Origin of the sequence: Streptomyces sp. NPDC002209 (assembly GCF_042890265.1) — a bacterium.
Lineage (GTDB): Bacteria > Actinomycetota > Actinomycetes > Streptomycetales > Streptomycetaceae > Streptomyces.
The window spans coordinates 14,212-32,518 of the sequence record NZ_JBIARX010000024.1; the positions used below are offsets into that span (position 1 = coordinate 14,212).

General features: G+C 72.4%; 18 protein-coding genes. 10 read left to right on the top strand and 8 right to left on the bottom strand.

From position 1 onward, the window contains the following. The first annotated feature begins 11 nt into the window (after nucleotides 1–11). Complete coding sequence (locus ACFYXK_RS30500; protein WP_389414063.1) at nucleotides 12–371, top strand: zinc ribbon domain-containing protein YjdM; 360 nt, start codon at nucleotides 12–14, stop codon at nucleotides 369–371. An 84-nt stretch (nucleotides 372–455) separates the two neighbouring features. Here the strand turns inward: ACFYXK_RS30500 and ACFYXK_RS30505 are convergent, their stop codons facing one another. From ACFYXK_RS30505 to ACFYXK_RS30515, 3 genes are all read right to left on the bottom strand, one after another. Further along, the gene (locus tag ACFYXK_RS30505) at nucleotides 456–1,892 is read right to left on the bottom strand and encodes an amino acid permease (protein WP_389414064.1); all 1,437 of its coding nucleotides are present in this window, start codon (nucleotides 1,890–1,892) and stop codon (nucleotides 456–458) included. 218 nt (nucleotides 1,893–2,110) lie between these two features. Next, the gene (locus tag ACFYXK_RS30510; RefSeq protein ID WP_389414065.1) at nucleotides 2,111–3,655 is read right to left on the bottom strand and encodes an APC family permease; all 1,545 of its coding nucleotides are present in this window, start codon (nucleotides 3,653–3,655) and stop codon (nucleotides 2,111–2,113) included. 113 nt (nucleotides 3,656–3,768) lie between these two features. Then, nucleotides 3,769–4,719, bottom strand: a complete 951-nt coding sequence (locus ACFYXK_RS30515; RefSeq protein ID WP_389414066.1) for a hypothetical protein — start codon at nucleotides 4,717–4,719, stop codon at nucleotides 3,769–3,771. A gap of 193 nt (nucleotides 4,720–4,912) precedes the next feature. Between ACFYXK_RS30515 and ACFYXK_RS30520 the strand changes: the two genes are divergently transcribed. Further along, a complete protein-coding gene (locus ACFYXK_RS30520; protein WP_389414067.1) occupies nucleotides 4,913–5,347 on the top strand; it encodes an ASCH domain-containing protein in 435 nt (144 codons plus the stop codon). Nucleotides 5,348–5,366: 19 nt separating this feature from the next. Here the strand turns inward: ACFYXK_RS30520 and ACFYXK_RS30525 are convergent, their stop codons facing one another. Both ACFYXK_RS30525 and ACFYXK_RS30530 read right to left on the bottom strand, forming a co-directional pair. Then, nucleotides 5,367–5,639 (bottom strand): hypothetical protein, encoded by a 273-nt coding sequence (locus ACFYXK_RS30525; RefSeq protein WP_389414068.1) that lies wholly within the window; start codon nucleotides 5,637–5,639, stop codon nucleotides 5,367–5,369. A 209-nt stretch (nucleotides 5,640–5,848) separates the two neighbouring features. Then, nucleotides 5,849–7,504, bottom strand: a complete 1,656-nt coding sequence (locus ACFYXK_RS30530; RefSeq protein WP_389414069.1) for an FAD-binding dehydrogenase — start codon at nucleotides 7,502–7,504, stop codon at nucleotides 5,849–5,851. Between the two features lie 85 nt (nucleotides 7,505–7,589). Between ACFYXK_RS30530 and ACFYXK_RS30535 the strand changes: the two genes are divergently transcribed. The 7 genes from ACFYXK_RS30535 to ACFYXK_RS30565 all read left to right on the top strand — a co-directional run bounded on the left by ACFYXK_RS30535 (nucleotide 7,590) and on the right by ACFYXK_RS30565 (nucleotide 13,761). Beyond that, nucleotides 7,590–8,111 (top strand): NUDIX domain-containing protein, encoded by a 522-nt coding sequence (locus ACFYXK_RS30535; RefSeq protein WP_389414070.1) that lies wholly within the window; start codon nucleotides 7,590–7,592, stop codon nucleotides 8,109–8,111. A gap of 9 nt (nucleotides 8,112–8,120) precedes the next feature. Beyond that, nucleotides 8,121–8,519: a YidH family protein gene (locus ACFYXK_RS30540; RefSeq protein WP_383518972.1), complete on the top strand. Its 399-nt coding sequence runs from the start codon at nucleotides 8,121–8,123 to the stop codon at nucleotides 8,517–8,519. Further along, the gene (locus tag ACFYXK_RS30545; RefSeq protein ID WP_389414071.1) at nucleotides 8,516–8,836 is read left to right on the top strand and encodes a DUF202 domain-containing protein; all 321 of its coding nucleotides are present in this window, start codon (nucleotides 8,516–8,518) and stop codon (nucleotides 8,834–8,836) included. Before ACFYXK_RS30540 ends, ACFYXK_RS30545 begins: the two co-directional genes overlap by 4 nt. A gap of 182 nt (nucleotides 8,837–9,018) precedes the next feature. Beyond that, nucleotides 9,019–9,930, top strand: coding sequence for an MBL fold metallo-hydrolase (locus tag ACFYXK_RS30550; RefSeq protein WP_389414072.1), 912 nt, complete (start codon nucleotides 9,019–9,021; stop codon nucleotides 9,928–9,930). A gap of 132 nt (nucleotides 9,931–10,062) precedes the next feature. Further along, a complete protein-coding gene (locus ACFYXK_RS30555) occupies nucleotides 10,063–11,133 on the top strand; it encodes a phosphotransferase family protein (protein WP_389414073.1) in 1,071 nt (356 codons plus the stop codon). Nucleotides 11,134–11,142: 9 nt separating this feature from the next. Then, the gene (locus ACFYXK_RS30560) at nucleotides 11,143–12,372 is read left to right on the top strand and encodes an acyl-CoA dehydrogenase family protein (protein ID WP_389414074.1); all 1,230 of its coding nucleotides are present in this window, start codon (nucleotides 11,143–11,145) and stop codon (nucleotides 12,370–12,372) included. A 189-nt stretch (nucleotides 12,373–12,561) separates the two neighbouring features. Then, nucleotides 12,562–13,761: a S8 family serine peptidase gene (locus ACFYXK_RS30565; RefSeq protein ID WP_389414075.1), complete on the top strand. Its 1,200-nt coding sequence runs from the start codon at nucleotides 12,562–12,564 to the stop codon at nucleotides 13,759–13,761. A 28-nt stretch (nucleotides 13,762–13,789) separates the two neighbouring features. Here ACFYXK_RS30565 and ACFYXK_RS30570 read toward each other — a convergent pair whose 3' ends face one another. The 3 genes from ACFYXK_RS30570 to ACFYXK_RS30580 form a co-directional block, all read right to left on the bottom strand. Further along, nucleotides 13,790–14,395: a TetR/AcrR family transcriptional regulator gene (locus tag ACFYXK_RS30570; RefSeq protein ID WP_389414076.1), complete on the bottom strand. Its 606-nt coding sequence runs from the start codon at nucleotides 14,393–14,395 to the stop codon at nucleotides 13,790–13,792. 93 nt (nucleotides 14,396–14,488) lie between these two features. Continuing rightward, nucleotides 14,489–16,174: a class I adenylate-forming enzyme family protein gene (locus ACFYXK_RS30575; protein WP_389414077.1), complete on the bottom strand. Its 1,686-nt coding sequence runs from the start codon at nucleotides 16,172–16,174 to the stop codon at nucleotides 14,489–14,491. Beyond that, complete coding sequence (locus ACFYXK_RS30580) at nucleotides 16,171–16,944, bottom strand: SDR family oxidoreductase (protein ID WP_389414078.1); 774 nt, start codon at nucleotides 16,942–16,944, stop codon at nucleotides 16,171–16,173. Before ACFYXK_RS30580 ends, ACFYXK_RS30575 begins: the two co-directional genes overlap by 4 nt. A 77-nt stretch (nucleotides 16,945–17,021) precedes the next feature. On the opposite strand from ACFYXK_RS30580, the gene ACFYXK_RS30585 reads away from it, so the two are divergent. Continuing rightward, nucleotides 17,022–18,290, top strand: a complete 1,269-nt coding sequence (locus ACFYXK_RS30585) for an exo-beta-N-acetylmuramidase NamZ domain-containing protein (protein ID WP_389414079.1) — start codon at nucleotides 17,022–17,024, stop codon at nucleotides 18,288–18,290. Nucleotides 18,291–18,307: the final 17 nt, after the last annotated feature.

Below are 18,307 nucleotides of genomic sequence, written 5' to 3' on the forward strand. Positions count from 1 at the left end.
ACCCTGAAGGCGTGATCGAGAACCTTCCCCCCTGCCCGAAATGCTCCTGTGAGTACACGTATGAGATGAACGCCCTCGTGGTGTGCCCCGAGTGCGGCCACGAGTGGGTTCCCGCCGAGGGCGGTGCGCAGGACGGCGCCGGTTCCGGAGAGCGGGTCGTCAAGGACGCCGTCGGGAACGTGCTGAGCGACGGCGACAGCGTGACCGTGGTCAAGGCGCTCAAGGTCAAGGGCAGCCCGTCCGGGATCAAGGCGGGCACGAAGGTGCGCAACATCCGGCTCACCGACGGCGTGGACGGCCACGACATCGACTGCCGGATCGAGGGCTTCGGTGCCATGCAGCTGAAGTCCAGCGTAGTCAAGAAGGCCTGATCCGCAGCCCCGTCACGACGCGTCCCGCAACGACAGGAGGGACCCCGCCTCGGGCGGGGTCCCTCCTCGTTCACGGCCGGGCCGTCAGCGGTTCGCGGCGATCTCCGCCACGCGGCGGCGGACCAGGAACCAGCCGCCGACGAGGGCGGCCCCGATGACGGGGACGCACAGGACCGTGGTGCGGCCGACGCCGCCGTCGCACCACATCAGGACCAGCACGGTGACCAGGAACACCAGCGTGACGATCTGCGTGTACGGGGCCCAGGGCAGCCGGTAGGACGGGCGCTCGAGGCTGCCCTCCTGCGCGCGGCGCCAGAAGAACAGCGAGCAGATCATGACCATGCCCCAGGTGCCGAGGATGCCCAGCGAGGCGAAGTTCAGGACCAGCTCGAAGGCGTCCTTCGGCATCAGGTAGTTCAGGCCGACGCCGGCGAGGCCGAAGGCGGCGGTGAAGAGCACGCCGCCGTAGGGGACCTTGCCCTTGTTCATGCGGGCGGTGAACTTCGGCGCGGAGCCGGACATGGCCATCGAGCGCAGGATGCGGCCGGTGGAGTAGAGGCCGGAGTTCAGGCTGGAGAGCGCCGCCGTCAGGACGACCAGGTTCATGATGCCGGCGGTGCCGGGGATGCCGAGCTTGTCGAAGACGGTGACGAAGGGGCTCTGGTCGCCGGAGTACGCGGTGTACGGCAGGAGCATCGCGAGCAGGACGACGGAGCCGACGTAGAAGAGGCCGACGCGCCACATGATCGAGTTGATCGCCTTCGGCATGATCTTCTCGGGGTTCTCGGTCTCGCCCGCGGCGACGCCGCACAGCTCGACGGAGGCGTACGCGAAGACGACGCCCTGGACCACCAGGAGCATCGGCAGGACCCCGGAGGGGAAGATGCCGCCGTTGTCGGTGATGGTCGACAGGCCCGGGGTGTGGCCGCCGATGTCGTGGCTGGTGGCGACGAGGTAGATCGCGACGACCAGGAAGATCGCCAGGGCGGCGACCTTGACGAGGGAGAACCAGAACTCCATCTCGCCGAAGTACTTCACCGAGATCAGGTTCGCGGTGAGGACCACGGCGAGGGCGATCAGGGCGAGGGCCCACTGCGGGACGCTGGTGAACATGGACCAGAAGTGCGCGTAGGTCGCGGCGGCCGTGATGTCGGCCACGGTGGTCGTGGACCAGTTCAGGAAGTACAGCCAGCCGGCCGTGTAGGCGCCCTTCTCCCCCATGAACTCGCGCGCGTAGGAGACGAACGCGCCGGAGGAGGGCCGGTAGAGCACGAGCTCGCCCAGGGCCCGGACGACGAAGAAGGCGAAGATGCCGCACACCGCGTAGGCGATCGCGAGGGAGGGGCCCGCGTTGGCGAGCCGGCCGCCCGCGCCGAGGAACAGGCCGGTGCCTATCGCCCCGCCGATCGCGATCATGTTGATGTGGCGGGACTTGAGGTCCTTGCTGTAGCCCTCGTCACCGGCGTCGACGTGGCGGGAGGACGCCGGGGCCGGGGCCTCGGTCAAGGTGCGGTCACTCATGTAGGACTTCGCCTTCGTGGGTGGGACAGGCAGGTCCGGGCCGCCGCGCAGGGGAGCTGGGTGGTGGTCACCTGTGCGAGGTCGGATGGTTTTGTCGACACAGGAGACCATGAGCCCGGGCCATGGCCAAAACCCGCCCTCCCCGCACAGAAGCCCCCGACGACCATGGAAACAGGTGCCGGGGGCTTCGTACGAGCTCGAAAGCGAGGCGACGGGGGTCAGTCGCGGGGGTCGGCCTCCGCGGCCTGCTCGAGGCGGAAGGCCTCGTTCCCGAGGCCGATGCGGGCGTGCACCTCGGGGCGGCTGCGCCGCAGGACGACCCCGTACAGCAGTCCGCCCACGACGGCGGCGCCGATGATCCCGGGCAGGAGCCAGCTGAGCGCGGAGCCCTCCTCGGCGCCGACCAGGACGCCGAAGTCCTTGACCGTGTACCCGGCGATGCCGAGCAGCGCGATCCCGGCGAGGGCGGCCGCGACGAGCCGCCAGACCTGGGCGCCGGCGGTACCGCGGCGGACGAAGAAGGCGATGACGGCGAAGGAGGCGGCGGCCATGAGAAGGGTCACGCCGAGGGCGCCGACGCTGCCCATCCAGGTGAACAGGTGCAGGACGGGCGCGGTGGGGTCGCCGGCGGGCTTGTCGTCGGTGAAGGCGAAGGCGAGGACGACGAGGGTGGAGATGACGGTCTGCAGGAGGGAGCCGGTGGCGGGGGCGCCGGTGCCCGCGCTGGTCCGGCCGAAGGCGGCGGGGAGCAGGCCCTCGCGGCCCATCGCGAAGGCGTAGCGGGCGACCACGTTGTGGAAGCTGAGCATGGCCGCGAACATGCCGGTCACGAAGAGGACGTGCAGGACGTCGGTGAAGGTGGTGCCGAGACGGCCCTCGGTGAGCTGGAAGAGCAGGCCGGGGCCGGCTTCGGCGGAGGTCTTGACGACCTCGGAGGGTCCGGTGGCGACGGTGAGGGCCCAGGCGCTGAAGGCGAAGAAGAGGGCGACGAAGCCGACGGCGAGGAACATCACGCGGGAGACGACGATGTGGGGCTTGCTGGTCTCCTCGGCGTAGACCGGGGACTGCTCGAAGCCGACGAAGGCGGCGATGCAGAAGCAGAGGGCCGTGCCGAGTCCCGCACCGCCGAGGGTCGCGGGGTCGAAGGCGTGCAGCGAGAGGCCTTCGGGGCCGGGGTCGCCGAGGGCGGCGATGTCGAAGACGACGACGAGGGCGCACTCGATGAGGAGGAGGACGCCGAGGACGCGGGCGTTGAGGTCGATCTTGAGCCAGCCGAGCGCGCCGGTGACGGCGACGGCGGCCAGGGCCGGTATCCACCAGGCGACGTTGACCTCGAGGTAGGTGGCGAAGAGGCCGGAGATCTCGAAGCCGAGGATGCCGTAGACGCCGACCTGCATGGCGCTGTACGCGACGAGGGCGACGAGCGAGGCGCCGGCGCCCGCGGTGGGGCCGAGGCCGCGGGCGATGTACGCGTAGAAGGCGCCGGCGTTGTGGACGTGCCGGCTCATCTCGGCGTAGCCGATGCCGAAGAGCGCGAGGACGATGCCGAGGATCACGAACAGCAGCGGCTGGCCGACGACGCCCATGACGCCGAAGGTGGTGGGCATCACGCCGGCGACCACCATCAGGGGTGCGCTGGCGGCCAGTACGGAGAGCAGCAGGCCCGCGGTGCCGAGGCGGTCGGCGCGCAGGGCGCGGTCCTGGCCCTTGTAGGTGCGGATCTCGGGCGCGGTGCTGAGCGTGGTGGATCTGCCCGTCGCCATGGCGGGGTGTCCTTTCGGGGAAGGTCGAGCGGAGCGGAGGGGGGGTGCGGTGGAGCAGCGTTCGGTCGAGCGGGGGTGCGGTCGAGCGGGGTGCGGTCGAGCGGGGGTGCGCGTCAGGCCGTGCCGAGTGCGGCGCTGCGGGCGGCGAGGAAGGCCTTGTGCGGGTCGAGGTCCGGGTAGGACCAGGGGGCGGGCGTGGCGTGGCTGCCGATGCGGTGGAAGAGGGCGGCGGCCTCGGCCGGGCGGCCCTCGCAGAGCTTGGCGTGGGCCAGGAAGTTGAGGTCGACCCGGTTGCGGGGATGGTCCTCGCGTTCCCATTCGAGCCACCAGTCGAAGGCGGAGCGCAGTACCTGGCGGGCGCGGCGGCTCGACCAGTGGGTGACGGCGCCGGCGCTGCTGTCGGAGCCGTACGAGCCCGCCAGCACCCGGTAGCGCTCGGCGTGGGCGATGACCGGGAGGACGGCGAGCGGGGAGTCGGCCGGGGACTCCTCGGCGGCCCAGGCGGCGAAGTCGTAGACCTCGTGGAGCGGGTCGTGGCCGGCGCCGGGGGTGTGCTCGGCCAGCCTGGCGACCATCAGGTGGTGGGCGTGGTGGTGCTCGCGGTGGCGGGCCCGGACCTGGTCGAAGTGGCGGCTGAACTCCTCCGCGGTGCCGAAGGCACGGGAGAGCATCAGCAGCCCCAGCCAGGGGGTGGGGTCGGCGGGGAGCAGGGCGGCGGCCCGGCGGCAGGCCTGCTCGGCGGCCTCGGGCGTGCCCTTGCGGCGCAGGGCGGAGAAGACGGCGGCGCAGGCGAGCAGGGTGGCCGCGTCGGGGCTGTCGGGTTCGGCGAGCAGCCATTCGCGGGCCCAGGCGGTGGCCGCCGGGGTCTCGGCGAGTACGACGACACGGTGGCCCCGGCGGTCCCAGTCGTCGCCGGTGCCGACGAGGAGGGAGCGGGCCCTGGCCCAGCGGCCCTGGGTGAACTGGGCGCGGACGTCGACCAGTTCGGTGTCGCAGAGGGCCGGGTCGAAGAGCTGGGCGTCCCGCTTGCGGGCGCGGCCGAGGGGCGGCGGAGGCGGGGACATCCGCGGGATTCCCTCCAGGGCACGGGCGCGGGCGGACGGTTGGCTGGATGATCACGCACAGCAAAGCGGTAGGCACAGCTCCGCGTCAAGGTCCAGTCCACTGCGTGGCGCGTTTCAACTGGTATGTACATGACGCCAGTTGGGCGGTCCAATCCGATCGCGGCCGCCGCCGGCCCGGCCGTAGGGTGAGTCCATGACGACGTACGACGATCTCCCGCCCGCCCTGTTCGCCTTCCCCGGGCCGCTGCGCGACAGCCTGGTGGCAGCGGTGCTGAGCGGCGCGAAGACCACGACGACGGGGTTGCTGACCGAGTACGAGGTCACGGGCGACCCCCTGCCGGTGGTGGGCGGGCGGATGGCGGTCATGGACTCCGCCGAGCGTCCGGTGGCCGTCCTGGAAGTGACGGACGTACGCGTTCTACCGCTCGCGGAGGTGGACCTCCGGCACGCCCTGGACGAGGGCGAGGGGTACGCGTCCGTGGCCGAATGGCGCGTTTCCCACGAGCGGTTCTGGCACGGGCCGGAGATCCGCGAGGTGCTCGGAGACCCGGAGTTCACGGTGGCCGACGACACGCTGGTCGTCGCGGAGCGCTTCCGCGTCGTCGAACGCCTGCGGACGGCCTGGTGAGCCGTACTGGCGAGCCGCACTAGTGAGCCGCGCGGCAGGCTCCGCTCGCGACGTTCGCGGAGATGCCGGCCTCCTGCAGGCTCGCGGCGCAGCTGGTCTGGTTGCCGATCGTGCCCTCGTAGCAGGCCTGCCCGACGCCGTCCGTGACCTGCTTGCCGTGCTGCACGATGTACTGCTCGCAGTCCTGGATGCTGGTGGGGGCGGCGGTGGCGGCCGGGGCGGCGATGAAGGTGCCGCCGGCGGCGAGGACCAGGCCGGCCAGGATGCTGGGGATACGGGCCGACGGACGCATGCGGATGCACCTGCTCTCTCGGTCGGTCACGCGATCCGCGAGTGCGCCGGACCACGGGCGGGGGCGGCGCGGAGCGGGCACTCCGGGGGGCGACCGGCTCGCGCAACGGTCACCCTCGCCCTTCCGACGCTAGAGCACGCCACCGGCACCCGCACGTCCGCCCGCGGCCCGGTGCGCCGTCTGCGCCGGGGACCGGGTCGGTGTCCCCTTCAGCCCACCGCCCCGGCCGCGGCGCGACCCGCCGCCCGGCCCGAGAAGATGCAGCCGCCGAGGAAGGTGCCCTCCAGGGCGCGGTAGCCGTGGACCCCGCCGCCGCCGAAGCCGGCCGCCTCGCCGGCCGCGTACAGGCCGGGCAGGGGGTCGCCGGATGCGGTGAGGACCCGGGAGGACAGGTCGGTCTCCAGGCCGCCCAGGGACTTGCGGGTCAGGACGGAGAGCCGTACGGCGATCAGCGGGCCCGCCTTGGGGTCCAGGATCCGGTGCGGGGCGGCGGTGCGGATCAGCTTGTCGCCGAGGTACTTGCGTGCGCCGTGGATGGCCGTCACCTGGAGGTCCTTGGTGAACGGGTTGGCGATCTCCCGGTCCCGGGCGACGATCTCCCGGCGGACGGTCTCCTCGTCGAGCAGGTCCTCCTTGGTGACCGCGTTCATGCCGCGCACCAGCGAGGCGAGGTCGCGTTCGACGACGAAGTCCACGCCCTGTTCCATGAAGGCCTTCACCGGCCCCGGAACGGCCTGGCGCGCCCGGTCGATGACGTCGCGGACCGACTTGCCGGTCAGGTCGGGGTTCTGCTCGGAGCCGGAGAGGCCGAACTCCTTGCCGATGATGCGCTGGTTGAGCACGAACCAGGTGTGGTCGTGGCCGGTCTTCATGATGTGGTCGAGGGTGCCGAGGGTGTCGAACCCGGGGAAGAGCGGTACGGGCAGCCGCCTGCCGGTGGCGTCCAGCCAGAGCGAGGACGGTCCGGGCAGGATGCGGATGCCGTGCCTGGCCCAGATCGGGTTCCAGTTCTCGATGCCCTCGGTGTAGTGCCACATCCGGTCCTTGTTGATGTGGCTGGCGCCGGCTTCCTCGGCGATGCCCAGCATCAGGCCGTCCACGTGCGCCGGGACCCCGGAGAGCATCCGCTGCGGCGGGGTGCCGAGCCGGGCCGGCCATTGTCTGCGCACGAGGTCGTGGTTGCCGCCGATCCCGCCGCTGGTCACGATCACCGCCTGGGCCCGCAGGGAGAAGGACCCGGTGCTCTCGCGGCCGCTCGCGCTGCCCCGTACGGCGTCGGAGGGCTCCAGGATCTCGCCCGTGACCGTGTCGAGGACACCGGCCGTCCGGGCGAGCCCGGTGACCCGGTGGCGGAACCGGAGCCGGACCAGGCCGCGGGCCACCCCGGCGCGGACCCGCCGCTCGAAGGGTTCGACCAGGCCGGGCCCCGTGCCCCAGGTGATGTGGAAGCGGGGGACGGAGTTGCCGTGCCCGTTCGCGTCGTAGCCGCCGCGTTCGGCCCAGCCGACCACCGGGAAGAAGCGGACGCCCTGGGCGTGCAGCCAGGGCCGCTTCTCACCGGCCGCGAAGTCCACGTACGCCTCCGCCCAGCGGCGCGGCCAGGCGTCCTCCTCGCGGTCGAAGCCGGCGGTGCCCTGCCAGTCCTGCAGGGCGAGCTCGCGGCTGTCCTTGATCCGCAGCCGCCGCTGTTCGGGCGAGTCGACGAAGAACAGCCCGCCGAAGGACCAGTGCGCCTGACCGCCGATCGACTGCTCGGGCTCCTGGTCGAGCAGGATGACCTTGCGGCCCGCGTCGACGAGCTCGGCGGTGGCCGCCAGACCCGCCAGCCCGGCCCCGATCACGATCACGTCTGCGTCGTACGTCATGGCGAACCCGTCCTCCGGTCGGTGGTGGGGCAGATCCTTGGCTACGGAGCGGTAACCAGTCAACAGCGGTGGTTGGATGGGCCGCGTGAGTGCTGCTGACGAAGTACTGGACGTGGTGGACCGGGACGACCGGGTGACGGGACAGGCGCCGCGGGGCGAGGTGTACGCGGGCGGGCTGCTCCACCGGTGCGTGTTCGTGCAGGCCAGGGATGCACGGGGGCGGATCTTCGTGCACCGGCGGACGGCCTCGAAGCTGGTCTTCCCCTCGGCCTACGACATGTTCGTCGGCGGGGTGCTGGGCGCCGGCGAGAGCTACGCCGAGGCCGCCCTGCGGGAGGCGGAGGAGGAGCTGGGCGTGCAGGGGCTGGCGCAGCCCGTGCCGCTGTTCAAGTTCCTGTACGAGGGGCCGGGCGGGGCCTGGTGGTCGTACGTGCACGAGGTGCGCTGCGATCTGCCGGTGCGGCCGCAGGAGGCGGAGGTCGCGTGGCACGCGTGGCTCTCCGAGGAGGAGCTGGCGCAGCGGGTCGCGGACGGCGCGTGGGAGTGGGTGCCGGACGGGCTGGAGGCCTACCGGCGGCTGCGCGCGCACCGGGAGCCCGGCCAGTAGATTGACGGGGTGATCGACTTCGTCAAGGACGTGCGCCTCTGGTTCGCGCCGCAGCGGGTGAGGGACGAGGGCGAGACCCCCGACTACCGCTTCTCGCTGGCCAACGAGCGGACCTTCCTGGCCTGGATCCGGACCGCGCTCGCCCTGGTGGGCGGCGGTTTCGCGGTGGACCAGTTCCTGCCGGACCTGCGCTGGGGGGTGCGGGTGGGGATGTCCCTCGCGCTGCTCGCGGTGGGTGCGGCCTGTGCTCTGCGGGCGGTGAACCACTGGGTGCGGTGCGAGCGGGCGATGCGGCGGGGCGAGGACCTGCCGCTGTCCCGGTTCCCGGTGGTGCTGAGCCTGGGGGTGGGACTGGTCGCGGTGTCGATGGTGCTGGTGGTGCTGCTGGGCTGGACGAGCGGGCAGTGACGCCCTCCGGTGCGGCGGGGCGCGACGCGGGCCTGCAGCCCGAGCGGACGCGGCTCGCGTGGCGGCGTACGACGCTGGCGTGCTCGGTGACGGCGCTGCTGGCCCTGCGGACGGCGCTGCGCGGCTCGGGCTCCGCGGTGGAGGTGCTCGGGGCGGCGGTGATCGTGCTGATCTGGCTGGCGTTCCTGGGGGTCGCGCACGTGCGGATGCGGCAGCTGGCGGCGCTGCGGCCGCCGGGGCTCGCCCCGCGGTCGGCGCTGGCGGCGGTGGCGTGCACGGTGGCGCTCTCGGTCTTCGCGGTGGCGGTCATCTTCTGACCCCACCCACAGCCGAACCGCGCAGCCACGGGCACCCGTCACCACGGTGACCGCCTCTGCGGCATCCCCCACACTCCGTGGGCACCCCCCGACACGCCGCACACCAAGCCCCGCTCTCCCCCCGCGGCGGAGCGGCTGGCAGGATGCCGAGCGCACATCAACGCCTTCCGGGGAGACCGCAGATGACCGCCGAAGAGCCGTACCTCGTCCAGCCCGCCAGCGGGGTGTACGCCTACGTCCAGCCGGACGGCGGCTGGTGCCTCAACAACGCCGGATTCGTGAGCGACGGCGGCCGGACGCTGCTCATCGACACGGCGGCCACCGAGCGGCGGGCGCTGGCCCTGCGCGAGGCGGTCGTGGCGGCCGGGGTGCCGCTGCCGCGCACGGTGGTCAACACCCACCACCACGGCGACCACACGTACGGCAACGGCGTCTTCGCCCCCGAGGCCCTGATCCTCGGGCACGACAACGCGCGCACCGAACAGCTCGCCGCCGGGCACCAGCTGGAGATGATCTGGCCGACGACCGACTTCGGCGCGATCGAGATCACCCCGCCCGACCTCACGTACAACGACCGGACGACCCTCCACCTCGGCGGGACCGAGGTCCAGGTCATCCACCCCGGCGTCGCGCACACCACCGGGGACTCGATCGTGTGGCTACCCCGGCAGCGGACCGTCTTCACCGGGGACCTGGTCTTCGCCGAGGGCACGCCGTTCCTCGCGATGGGCTCGCTGGCCGGTTCGCTGCGGGCGCTGGAGCTGCTGCGCTCGCTCGGCGCGCAGACCGTCGTACCGGGCCACGGGCCGCTGACGGACCCGTCCGCCTACGAGGCCACGGAGCGCTATCTGCGGTACGTGGCCGAACTCGCCCGGGAGGGCACGGCGAAGGGGCTGACCCCGCTGGAGGTGGCGCGCGAGGCCGATCTCGGCGAGTTCGGGGCGTGGCGGGAGAGCGAGCGACTGGTGGCGAACCTGCACCGGGCGTACGCGGAGCTGGCCGGCGAGCCGGAAGGGGCGCCGCTGAACATTCTGGCGGTGCTCCAGGACATGACGGTGATGAACGGCGGGACGCCGATCCTCTGTCACGCGTGAGCCACGGGTGCGGGCCGGAGGATCCCCTCCGGCCCGTACTCGCGGGCCCTGCGCACTGGACGACATACCGACTGGTCGGCATGATGTCTCTCGTTCGCCCGTCCTCGTCCACTCCGCACGGAGGTGCGCACCATGACCTCAGCGTCAGCGTCCGCTTCAGCCGGCCCCCGGGGCCTCGATCCGGAGCGGCTGCGCGGTCATCTCGACCGGGTGCGGCCGGGGCTCGTGGCCGGGCCGCTGCGCGGCAGGCTGATCGAAGGCGGCCGCTCGAACCTCACGTACGAGATCACCGACGGGACCTCCCGCTGGGTGGTGCGCCGCCCGCCGCTCGGCCACGTCCTGGCCACGGCGCACGACATGCGGCGCGAGCACCGGGTGATCCGGGCGCTGCACGGTACGGCCGTGCCGGTGCCCGAGCCGCTGCTGCTGTGCGAGGACGAGTCGGTCCTCGGGGCGCCGTTCTACGTCATGGAGTACGTGGAAGGGGTGCCGTACCGCACGGCCGGACAGCTGGCCGCGATCGGCCCCGAGCGCACCCGGCGAGCGGTCCTGGGCCTGGTGGACACGCTGGTCGACCTGCACGCGGTGGACCCGGAGGCGGTGGGCCTGGGCGATTTCGGCCGGCCCGAGGGCTTCCTCGACCGCCAGCTGCGCCGCTGGGGCAAGCAGCTCGCGGCCTCGCGGGGGCGCGAGCTCGCGGGCATCGACGAGCTGCACGGTGCGCTCGGCCGCGCCCTGCCCGACTCCCCCGCCCCGACCGTCGTGCACGGCGACTTCCGGCTGGACAACGTACTGATCGGCGGTCCGGACGACACGATCCGCGCGGTGCTGGACTGGGAGATGTCCACGCTCGGCGATCCGCTGACCGACCTCGGGCTGCTGGTCATGTACAGCTCGGACCTGGGGCTGACCGACTCCCCGGTCAGCACGACGAGCGGCGCGCCCGGCCATCCGGCGCCGGCCGAGCTGATCGAGAGGTACGCCGCCCGCTCCGGCCGGGACACCGGCGACATCGCCTGGTACACGGCCTTCGCCTGGTTCAAGCTCGCGGTGATCCTCGAGGGCATCCACTACCGCTACACGCTCGGGCAGACGGTGGGCGCGGGCTTCGACCGGATCGGCGAGCTGGTCCCGGTCTTCATCGAGCACGGTCTGGCCACCCTCCACGGCCTCCACCCATTCGAAAACGGCCAGGAAGGCTGAGGCACACCCATGGACTTCGCATTCGACGCCCGGACCGAGGAACTCCGCGAGCGGCTGCTCGCGTTCATGGACGAGTACGTCTACCCGGCGGAGCCCGTCGCCGCCGGGCAGCGCGCGCGGCTGGCCTCGCCCTGGGACGCCCCGGCCGTCTTCGGTGAACTGAAGGCCGAGGCGCGCCGTCAGGGCCTGTGGAACCTGTTCCTTCCGGATGCGGAGCACGGCGCCGGGCTGACCAACCTGCAGTACGCGCCGCTCGCCGAGATCACCGGCCGCAGCCCGCACCTGGCGCCGATGGCGACCAACTGCGCGGCTCCGGACACCGGGAACATGGAGCTGCTCGCGCAGTTCGGCAACGAGGAGCAGAAGAAGCAGTGGCTCGAGCCGCTGCTGGCCGGCGAGATCCGGTCCGCCTTCGCGATGACCGAGCCCGAGGTGGCCTCCTCGGACGCGACGAACATCGAGACCCGGATCGAGCGCTCCGCGAGCGGTGACGAGTATGTGGTCACCGGCCGCAAGTGGTTCATCTCCGGGGCCATGAACCCGGACTGCAAGATCTTCATCGTCATGGGCAAGACGGACCCGGACGGCGCCGATCCGCGCCGCCAGCAGTCGATGATCCTGGTCCCGCGGGACACGCCGGGCGTGGAGGTGCGCCGGGCGATGACGGTGTACGGGTACGAGGACCACGACCACGGCGGCCACGCCGAGGTCGTCTTCGACGGGGCCCGGGTCCCGGCGGCGAACCTGATCGGCGAGGAGGGCACCGGTTTCGCGATCGCCCAGGCGCGGCTCGGCCCGGGCCGGATCCACCACTGCATGCGGCTGATCGGCATGGCGGAGCGGGCCATCGAGCTGATGTGCCGGCGCGCGGTGGGCCGTACGGCCTTCGGCAAGGAGCTGGCCGCGCAGGGCGTCGTGCAGAACTGGATCGCGGACGCCCGGGTGACGGTGGAACAGCTGCGCCTGCTGGTCCTGAAGACGGCCTGGCTGATGGACACGGTCGGCAACCGGGGCGCGCACACCGAGATCCAGGCCATCAAGATCGCGACCCCGCGGGCGGTGGTGCGGATCCTGGACGACGCGGTGCAGCTGCACGGCGCGGGCGGGGTGAGCCAGGACTTCCCGCTGGCCGAACTGTGGGCGGCGGCGCGGACGCTGCGGCTGGCGGACGGTCCGGACGAGGTGCACCAGCGTTCGCTGGCGCACCGGGAGCTGAAGAAGTACGCGGGTCGCGCGTGAACGTGTGGGAATCGTGCGGGAGTTCGCGTGAACCCATGTGCGAAGTGAAGGCGATGCGGGAGGCCTTTTAAGAAACCTTGTTGAACAACCCCGCCACGCCGGGGCGTTCTTGATTTGCGCCTGTCAATCGGATCAGGGTTCTCCAGAAGGTTTGACGCCCCACACGTCAACATGAGGAGAACCCTCCAGATGGCAACTCACAAGCGTTCGCGCGGTTTCCGGTACGCGGCAGTCGGCGCGGGAGCCGCGACCGCGGCCGCCGTGACCCTGCTCGCCACCCCCTTCGCGGGGGCGGCGGCACCGGCCGAGGGCACGGTCTACGGACTGGGCGCGCCCGGCGCGATCAGCGGAAGCTACGTCGTCATACTCGACGCATCCGCGAACAAGGAACAGCTCGCCAAGAAGTACGGAGGCGAGCTGAAGCGCACCTACAGCTCCGGGGTCAACGGCTTCTCGGCCGCGGGCCTGAGCGAGACCGAGGCCAAGCGGCTCGCCGCGGACCCGGCCGTCGGCAAGGTCGTGCAGAACAAGAAGTTCACCATCAACGCCACTCAGGACAACCCGCCTTCATGGGGTCTGGACCGGATCGACCAGACGGCCAAGGCGGGCGACAAGAAGTACAGCTACCCCGACAGCGCCGGCGAGGGCGTGACGGCGTACGTCATCGACACCGGCATACGCACGACGCACAAGGACTTCGGCGGCCGCGCGACGTCCGGCTTCGACGCGGTGGACAACGACGACAGCGCCGACGACGGCAACGGCCACGGCACGCACGTGGCGGGCACCATCGCGGGGACCGCGCACGGCGTCGCCAAGAAGGCGAAGCTGGTCGCGGTGCGGGTGCTGGACGACAACGGCTCCGGCACCACCGAGCAGGTGGTCGCCGGGATCGACTGGGTCACCCAGCACCACTCGGGGCCCTCGGTGGCCAACATGAGCCTGGGCGGCGGCGCGGACGAGGCCCTGGACGAGGCGGTGCGCCGGGCCATCGCCTCGGGCGTCACCTTCGCCGTGGCGGCGGGCAACGAATCGGCCGACGCCGGGAAGGGCTCCCCCGCGCGGGTTCCGGAGGCGATCACCGTGGCGTCGAGCACCATCGACGACGAGCAGTCCTCGTTCTCGAACTTCGGCTCCGTGGTGGACCTGTACGCGCCGGGTTCGGACATCACCTCCGACTGGAAGGACAGCGACACCGGCACCAAGACCATCTCGGGCACCTCCATGGCCACCCCGCACGTTGCGGGCGCCGCGGCGGTCTACCTGGCCGGGCACCCGTCCGCGACCCCGGCGCAGACGGCCGCGGCGCTGACGGCCGCGGCCACGTCGGGCGCGGTGGGCAACCCGTCGCCGGGCACGGCGAACAAGCTGCTGAAGGTGGCTCCGTAACGGGTGACCTGACGCCCTGACCGCTCTCCTACGGTCGCAGCGCGCGCAGCAGCAGGTCGGCGAGGTGATCGGCGACCTGCTGCGGCGTGAGCGGGCCGTCCGCGCGGTACCAGGTGGACAGGTGGTGGACGGAGCCGAAGTGGTAGTCCACCACCAGGTCCGCGGGCGTGGCGGTGGAGAAGACGCCGGTGCGCTGGCCTTCCTCGACCAGCGCCCGGAAGCGCTCGTGGTAGCGCCGGCGCTCCGCCCGTACCTGCTTGAACTTCTCCGGGCTGAGCTGGTGCATCGACCGGAAGAAGATCGCCGCGTCGTCGAGGTTCTCGATGGTGGTGACCACCACGTCGGCGGCCGCGGCGCGCAGCCGCTCCTCGACCGGGGCATCGGAACCGGCCACCGCGTCCAGGCGCTGCTGCTGGAGCCGCAGCATCCGCGCGTACACCTCGTGCAGCAGGTCGTCCTTGGACCCGAAGTAGTGGTAGAGCGCACCCTTGGTGACCCCGGCCGCCTCGACGATCTCCTGTACGGAGGTGCGGTCGTAGCCGCGCTCGGCGAACAGCCGGGTGGCGACGGCCAGCAGCCGCTGCGGCACCGGGGCTTCGTGCGTGCCTTCGGGCTCCGTGCTCCTGGCAGCCATGGCGCTGACCTTCCCTTCCCTGTTCTGTGGCCGTACGTCCGGCCGGCCGGCCGGACCAGCCGTACGGCCGGCTGTACGACCGTACGACTGTTTTCAGCCGCGGTCGCGCAGTTCCCGTCGCAGGATCTTGCCACTCGTCGTCTTCGGCAGGACAGGCAGGATCTCCACGTGCCGCGGGTATTTGTACGCGGCGATGCGGGCGGCGCAGTACGCGGACAGCTCCTGCGGCTGCACCGAGGTGCCGGGGCGCAGGCTCACGTACGCCTTCACGCTCTCGCCGCGGTACGGGTCCGGGACGCCGACGACGGCCGCCTCGCGCACGGCGGGGTGGGTGTAGAGCACGTCCTCGACCTCGCGCGGCCAGACCTTGAACCCGGAGGCGTTGATCATGTCCTTCTTGCGGTCGACGACGTAGAGCCAGCCGTCCGCGTCCATGAACCCGACGTCGCCGGTGCGCAGTTCGCCGTCCGGGAAAGCCTTGGCGGTGTCCGTCGGCAGCCCCCAGTAGCCGGGGACGACCTGGGGCCCTCGGACGGCTATCTCGCCGGTCTCGCCGAAGGGCACCTCGCCGCCCTGCTCGTCCAGGATCCGTACGAGCGTGTCGGCACCGGGCAGGCCCACGGAGAGGGTGCCGGAGGCGGGGTCCACGGGGGCTTCGAGGTGCACGGGCACGGAGGCGCAGGGGGCCGTGCACTCGGTGAGGCCGTAGCCGTTGCGCAGGTAGAACCCGAAGCCGGCGCGGAGGCGTTCGACGAGGGCGGGCGGGAGCGGGGCGCCGCCGGAGGAGATCACCTGGAACGAGGCGAAGTGGTCCGCGGTGGCCCCCGGGTGGGCGGCGAGGGCCATGAAGGCGGTGGCCGGGCCGACGGCGTAGGCGGGGCGGTGCTCGAGGAAGGCGTCGAGGACGACGCCGGCGTCGAAGCGGTGGGCGAGGACGAGGGTGCCGGCGTTGGCGAGGCAGGCGCCGAGCTCGCAGACCATGCCGGTGATGTGGAACAGGGGCGCGAGGGCGAAGTACGCGGCGCCCTCGGGGAGCGGGTGCCCGGTGACCTGCCGGACGGCGTTGTGGGTGAGCGCGCCGTGCGGGTTCATGGCGCCCTTGGGGGTGCCGCTGGTGCCGGAGGTGTAGCTGATGAGCGCGGTGTCGGCGGCGGTGAGGCCGGGATCCGGCGGGGCGGGGTGGCCCTGGAGGGCCACGGCTGCGAGGTCGGCCGGGGTGGGGGCCGGTGCGGTCGGGACCGGCGCCGTGGTGGAGCCCGGTTCCGCCGGGGCGAAGACGCGCGGGTCGTTCCGGGTCTGGAAGTCCCGGTCCGAGGCGGTCAGGGCGACCCGTACGGCCGTGCCGCGGACGGCCTCGGCCACGTATGCCGTCCACGCGCGGCCGTCGCACACCAGCGCGGAAGCCCCCGAGTCCCGCAGGATGTGCCCGATCTCACCCGATTTGTACATGGGGTTGAGCGGGACGACCACCGCCCCGGCCTTCCAGGCGGCCAGGACGGCGAGGACGAAGTGCGGGGTGTTCTGCAGCATGACGGCGACCCGGTCCCCGCGGCGGATGCCGTGCGCGGCGAGGTGGCCGGCGACGGAGTCGGAGAGCGCGTCGGCCTCCGCGTAGCCGATGCGGCCGTCGAAGTAGGCCAGCGCGGTGCGCTCCGGGGCCCGGGCGACGGCTTCGCGGAAGGCGTGCAGCACGCTGGGCGGCGGGGAGACGGGGGCGCGCTGGGCCGGGGCGAGCCGCCCGAGCCAGGGCTTGGCGGCATAGCCGGAAGGCCGGGTCACCTGGTCTCCCACTTCTGCTGGAGGTGGTTCATGCTGCCGAGCCAGCGGTCCGGTTCGGTGGCCCGGGCGGCGTAGTAGTCCGCGACCTCGGGGTGCGGGAGGATCAAGAACCGGCCCTTCTCCATGCCGTCGAACAGCGTGTCCACCACCGCTTCCGGCTCGATCGCGGTCGGCGCGAGGACGAGTTCGCCCGCCGAGCCCGCGGCCGTCAGCATGTCGGTGCGCACCCCCTGCGGGCAGATGGCATGGACCTGGACGCCGCGGTGGCGGTAGGTCAGCGAGAGCCACTCCGCGAAGGCGAGCGCACCGTGCTTGGTGACACTGTACGGCGCCGCCCCGATCATGGTCAGCAGCCCTGCGGCCGAGACGGTGGACACGAAGCGCCCGCTCCCGCGCTCCAGCCAGTCGGGCAGCAGCAGCCGGGCCGCGCGGACGTGCGCCATGACGTTGGTGTCCCAGGCCGCCTCCCACACGGCCTCGTCGGCGAACGCGTCGCCGCCCGAGGCGAGTCCGGCGTTCGCGCAGTACACGTCCACCCGTCCGCCGAGGGCTTCGCGGGCCTGCTCCACGACGGCCGAGGCATCGCCCGGGACCGCGATCGCCCGGGCGCCGATCCCGTCCGCCACGGCGGCGGCCTTGGCGGCGTCGAGGTCGTTGACCACGACCGTGGCCCCCTCGGCGGCGAAGCGGTGGGCGAGGGCGGCGCCGATGCCGCCGCCCGCGCCGGTGACGACGACTCGCTGGTCCTGGTACGCGCTCACGGGGATCACCTTTCCTGGCCGGATGCCCGGCAGACTAACCGGTCGGTATGTCGGGGTGGAAGAGGGCGGACCCCTAGCGTGGCCGGATGACGCTGTCACGACGGGGGCTGCTGGGACTGGCGGGCACGACGGGGGCCTTGGGGACTCTCGGGGCGGTGGGCGCGGCGCCCGTACGGCCGCCGGAACCGGCGGCGGCAGCCGCCGACCGGGTGCGCACGGGCTTCGAGCAACTCGCCGCGGACGGCTACGCGGTGCTCGCCGGGCAGCGGGTCGGGGTGGTCACCAACCCCACCGGCATCACCGCCGACGCCCGCCACCTGGTCGACGTACTGCACGCGGACGCCCGGGTGAAACTCGTGGCGGTGTTCGGACCGGAACACGGGTTCCGCGGGACGGCGCAGGCGGGCGAATCGGAGGCGGCCGGGCGCGATCCGGCGACCGGGCTGCCGGTGTACGACACGTACGGCAAGAGCGGGCAGCAGCTCGCGGACGTGTTCACGGCGGCCGGGATCGACACCGTCGTCTTCGACGTCCAGGACGTCGGGGCGCGCTTCTACACCTACATCTGGACCCTGTACGACTGCATGCGCGCGGCCGCACTGGCCGGCAAGGCGGTGGTCGTACTGGACCGGCCGAACCCGGTGGGTGGCCTGCGGGCCGCGGGGCCCGTGCTGGAGCGCGCGTACGCGAGCGGCGTGGGCCGGGAGCCGATCGCGCTCGCGCACGGGATGACGGTGGCCGAGCTGGCCCTACTGTTCAACGGGGAGTTCCCGGCCGCTCAGCCGGTCAGGCTGAGCACGGTACGGATGACCGGGTGGCGGCGGGACTCCTTCTTCGGGGAGACCGGACTGCCCTGGGTGCCGCCGAGCCCGAACGTGCCGACGCCGGACACGGCCCTCGCGTACGCCGGCACCTGCCTGTTCGAGGGCACCAACCTGTCGGAGGGACGCGGGACGACCACGCCCTTCGAGGTGGTCGGCGCGGAGGGCGTGGACCGGCGGTGGGCGGAGGCGGCCCAGGCGCTGGGGCTGCCCGGGGTCTGGTTCCGGGAGGCGTACTTCACGCCGACCTTCTCCAAGTTCGCCGGGAAGGTGTGCGGCGGGGTCCGGCTGATCGTCCACGACCGGGCGGCCTTCGACCCGGTACGGGCCGGGATCGGACTGCTGGTGACCGCGAAGCGGACGTGGAGCGGTTTCGCGTGGCGCACGGACCACTGGATCGACCAGCTGACCGGCTCGGACCGGGTCCGCAGGATGGTGGACGCGGGGGCCGGCGTCGAGGAGATCGCGGCCGACTGGGCGGCGGGGCTGGAGCGGTTCGCGGCGGTGCGGGGGCGGTACCTGCTCTACCCGTGAATCCTTGCGCGGCAGGG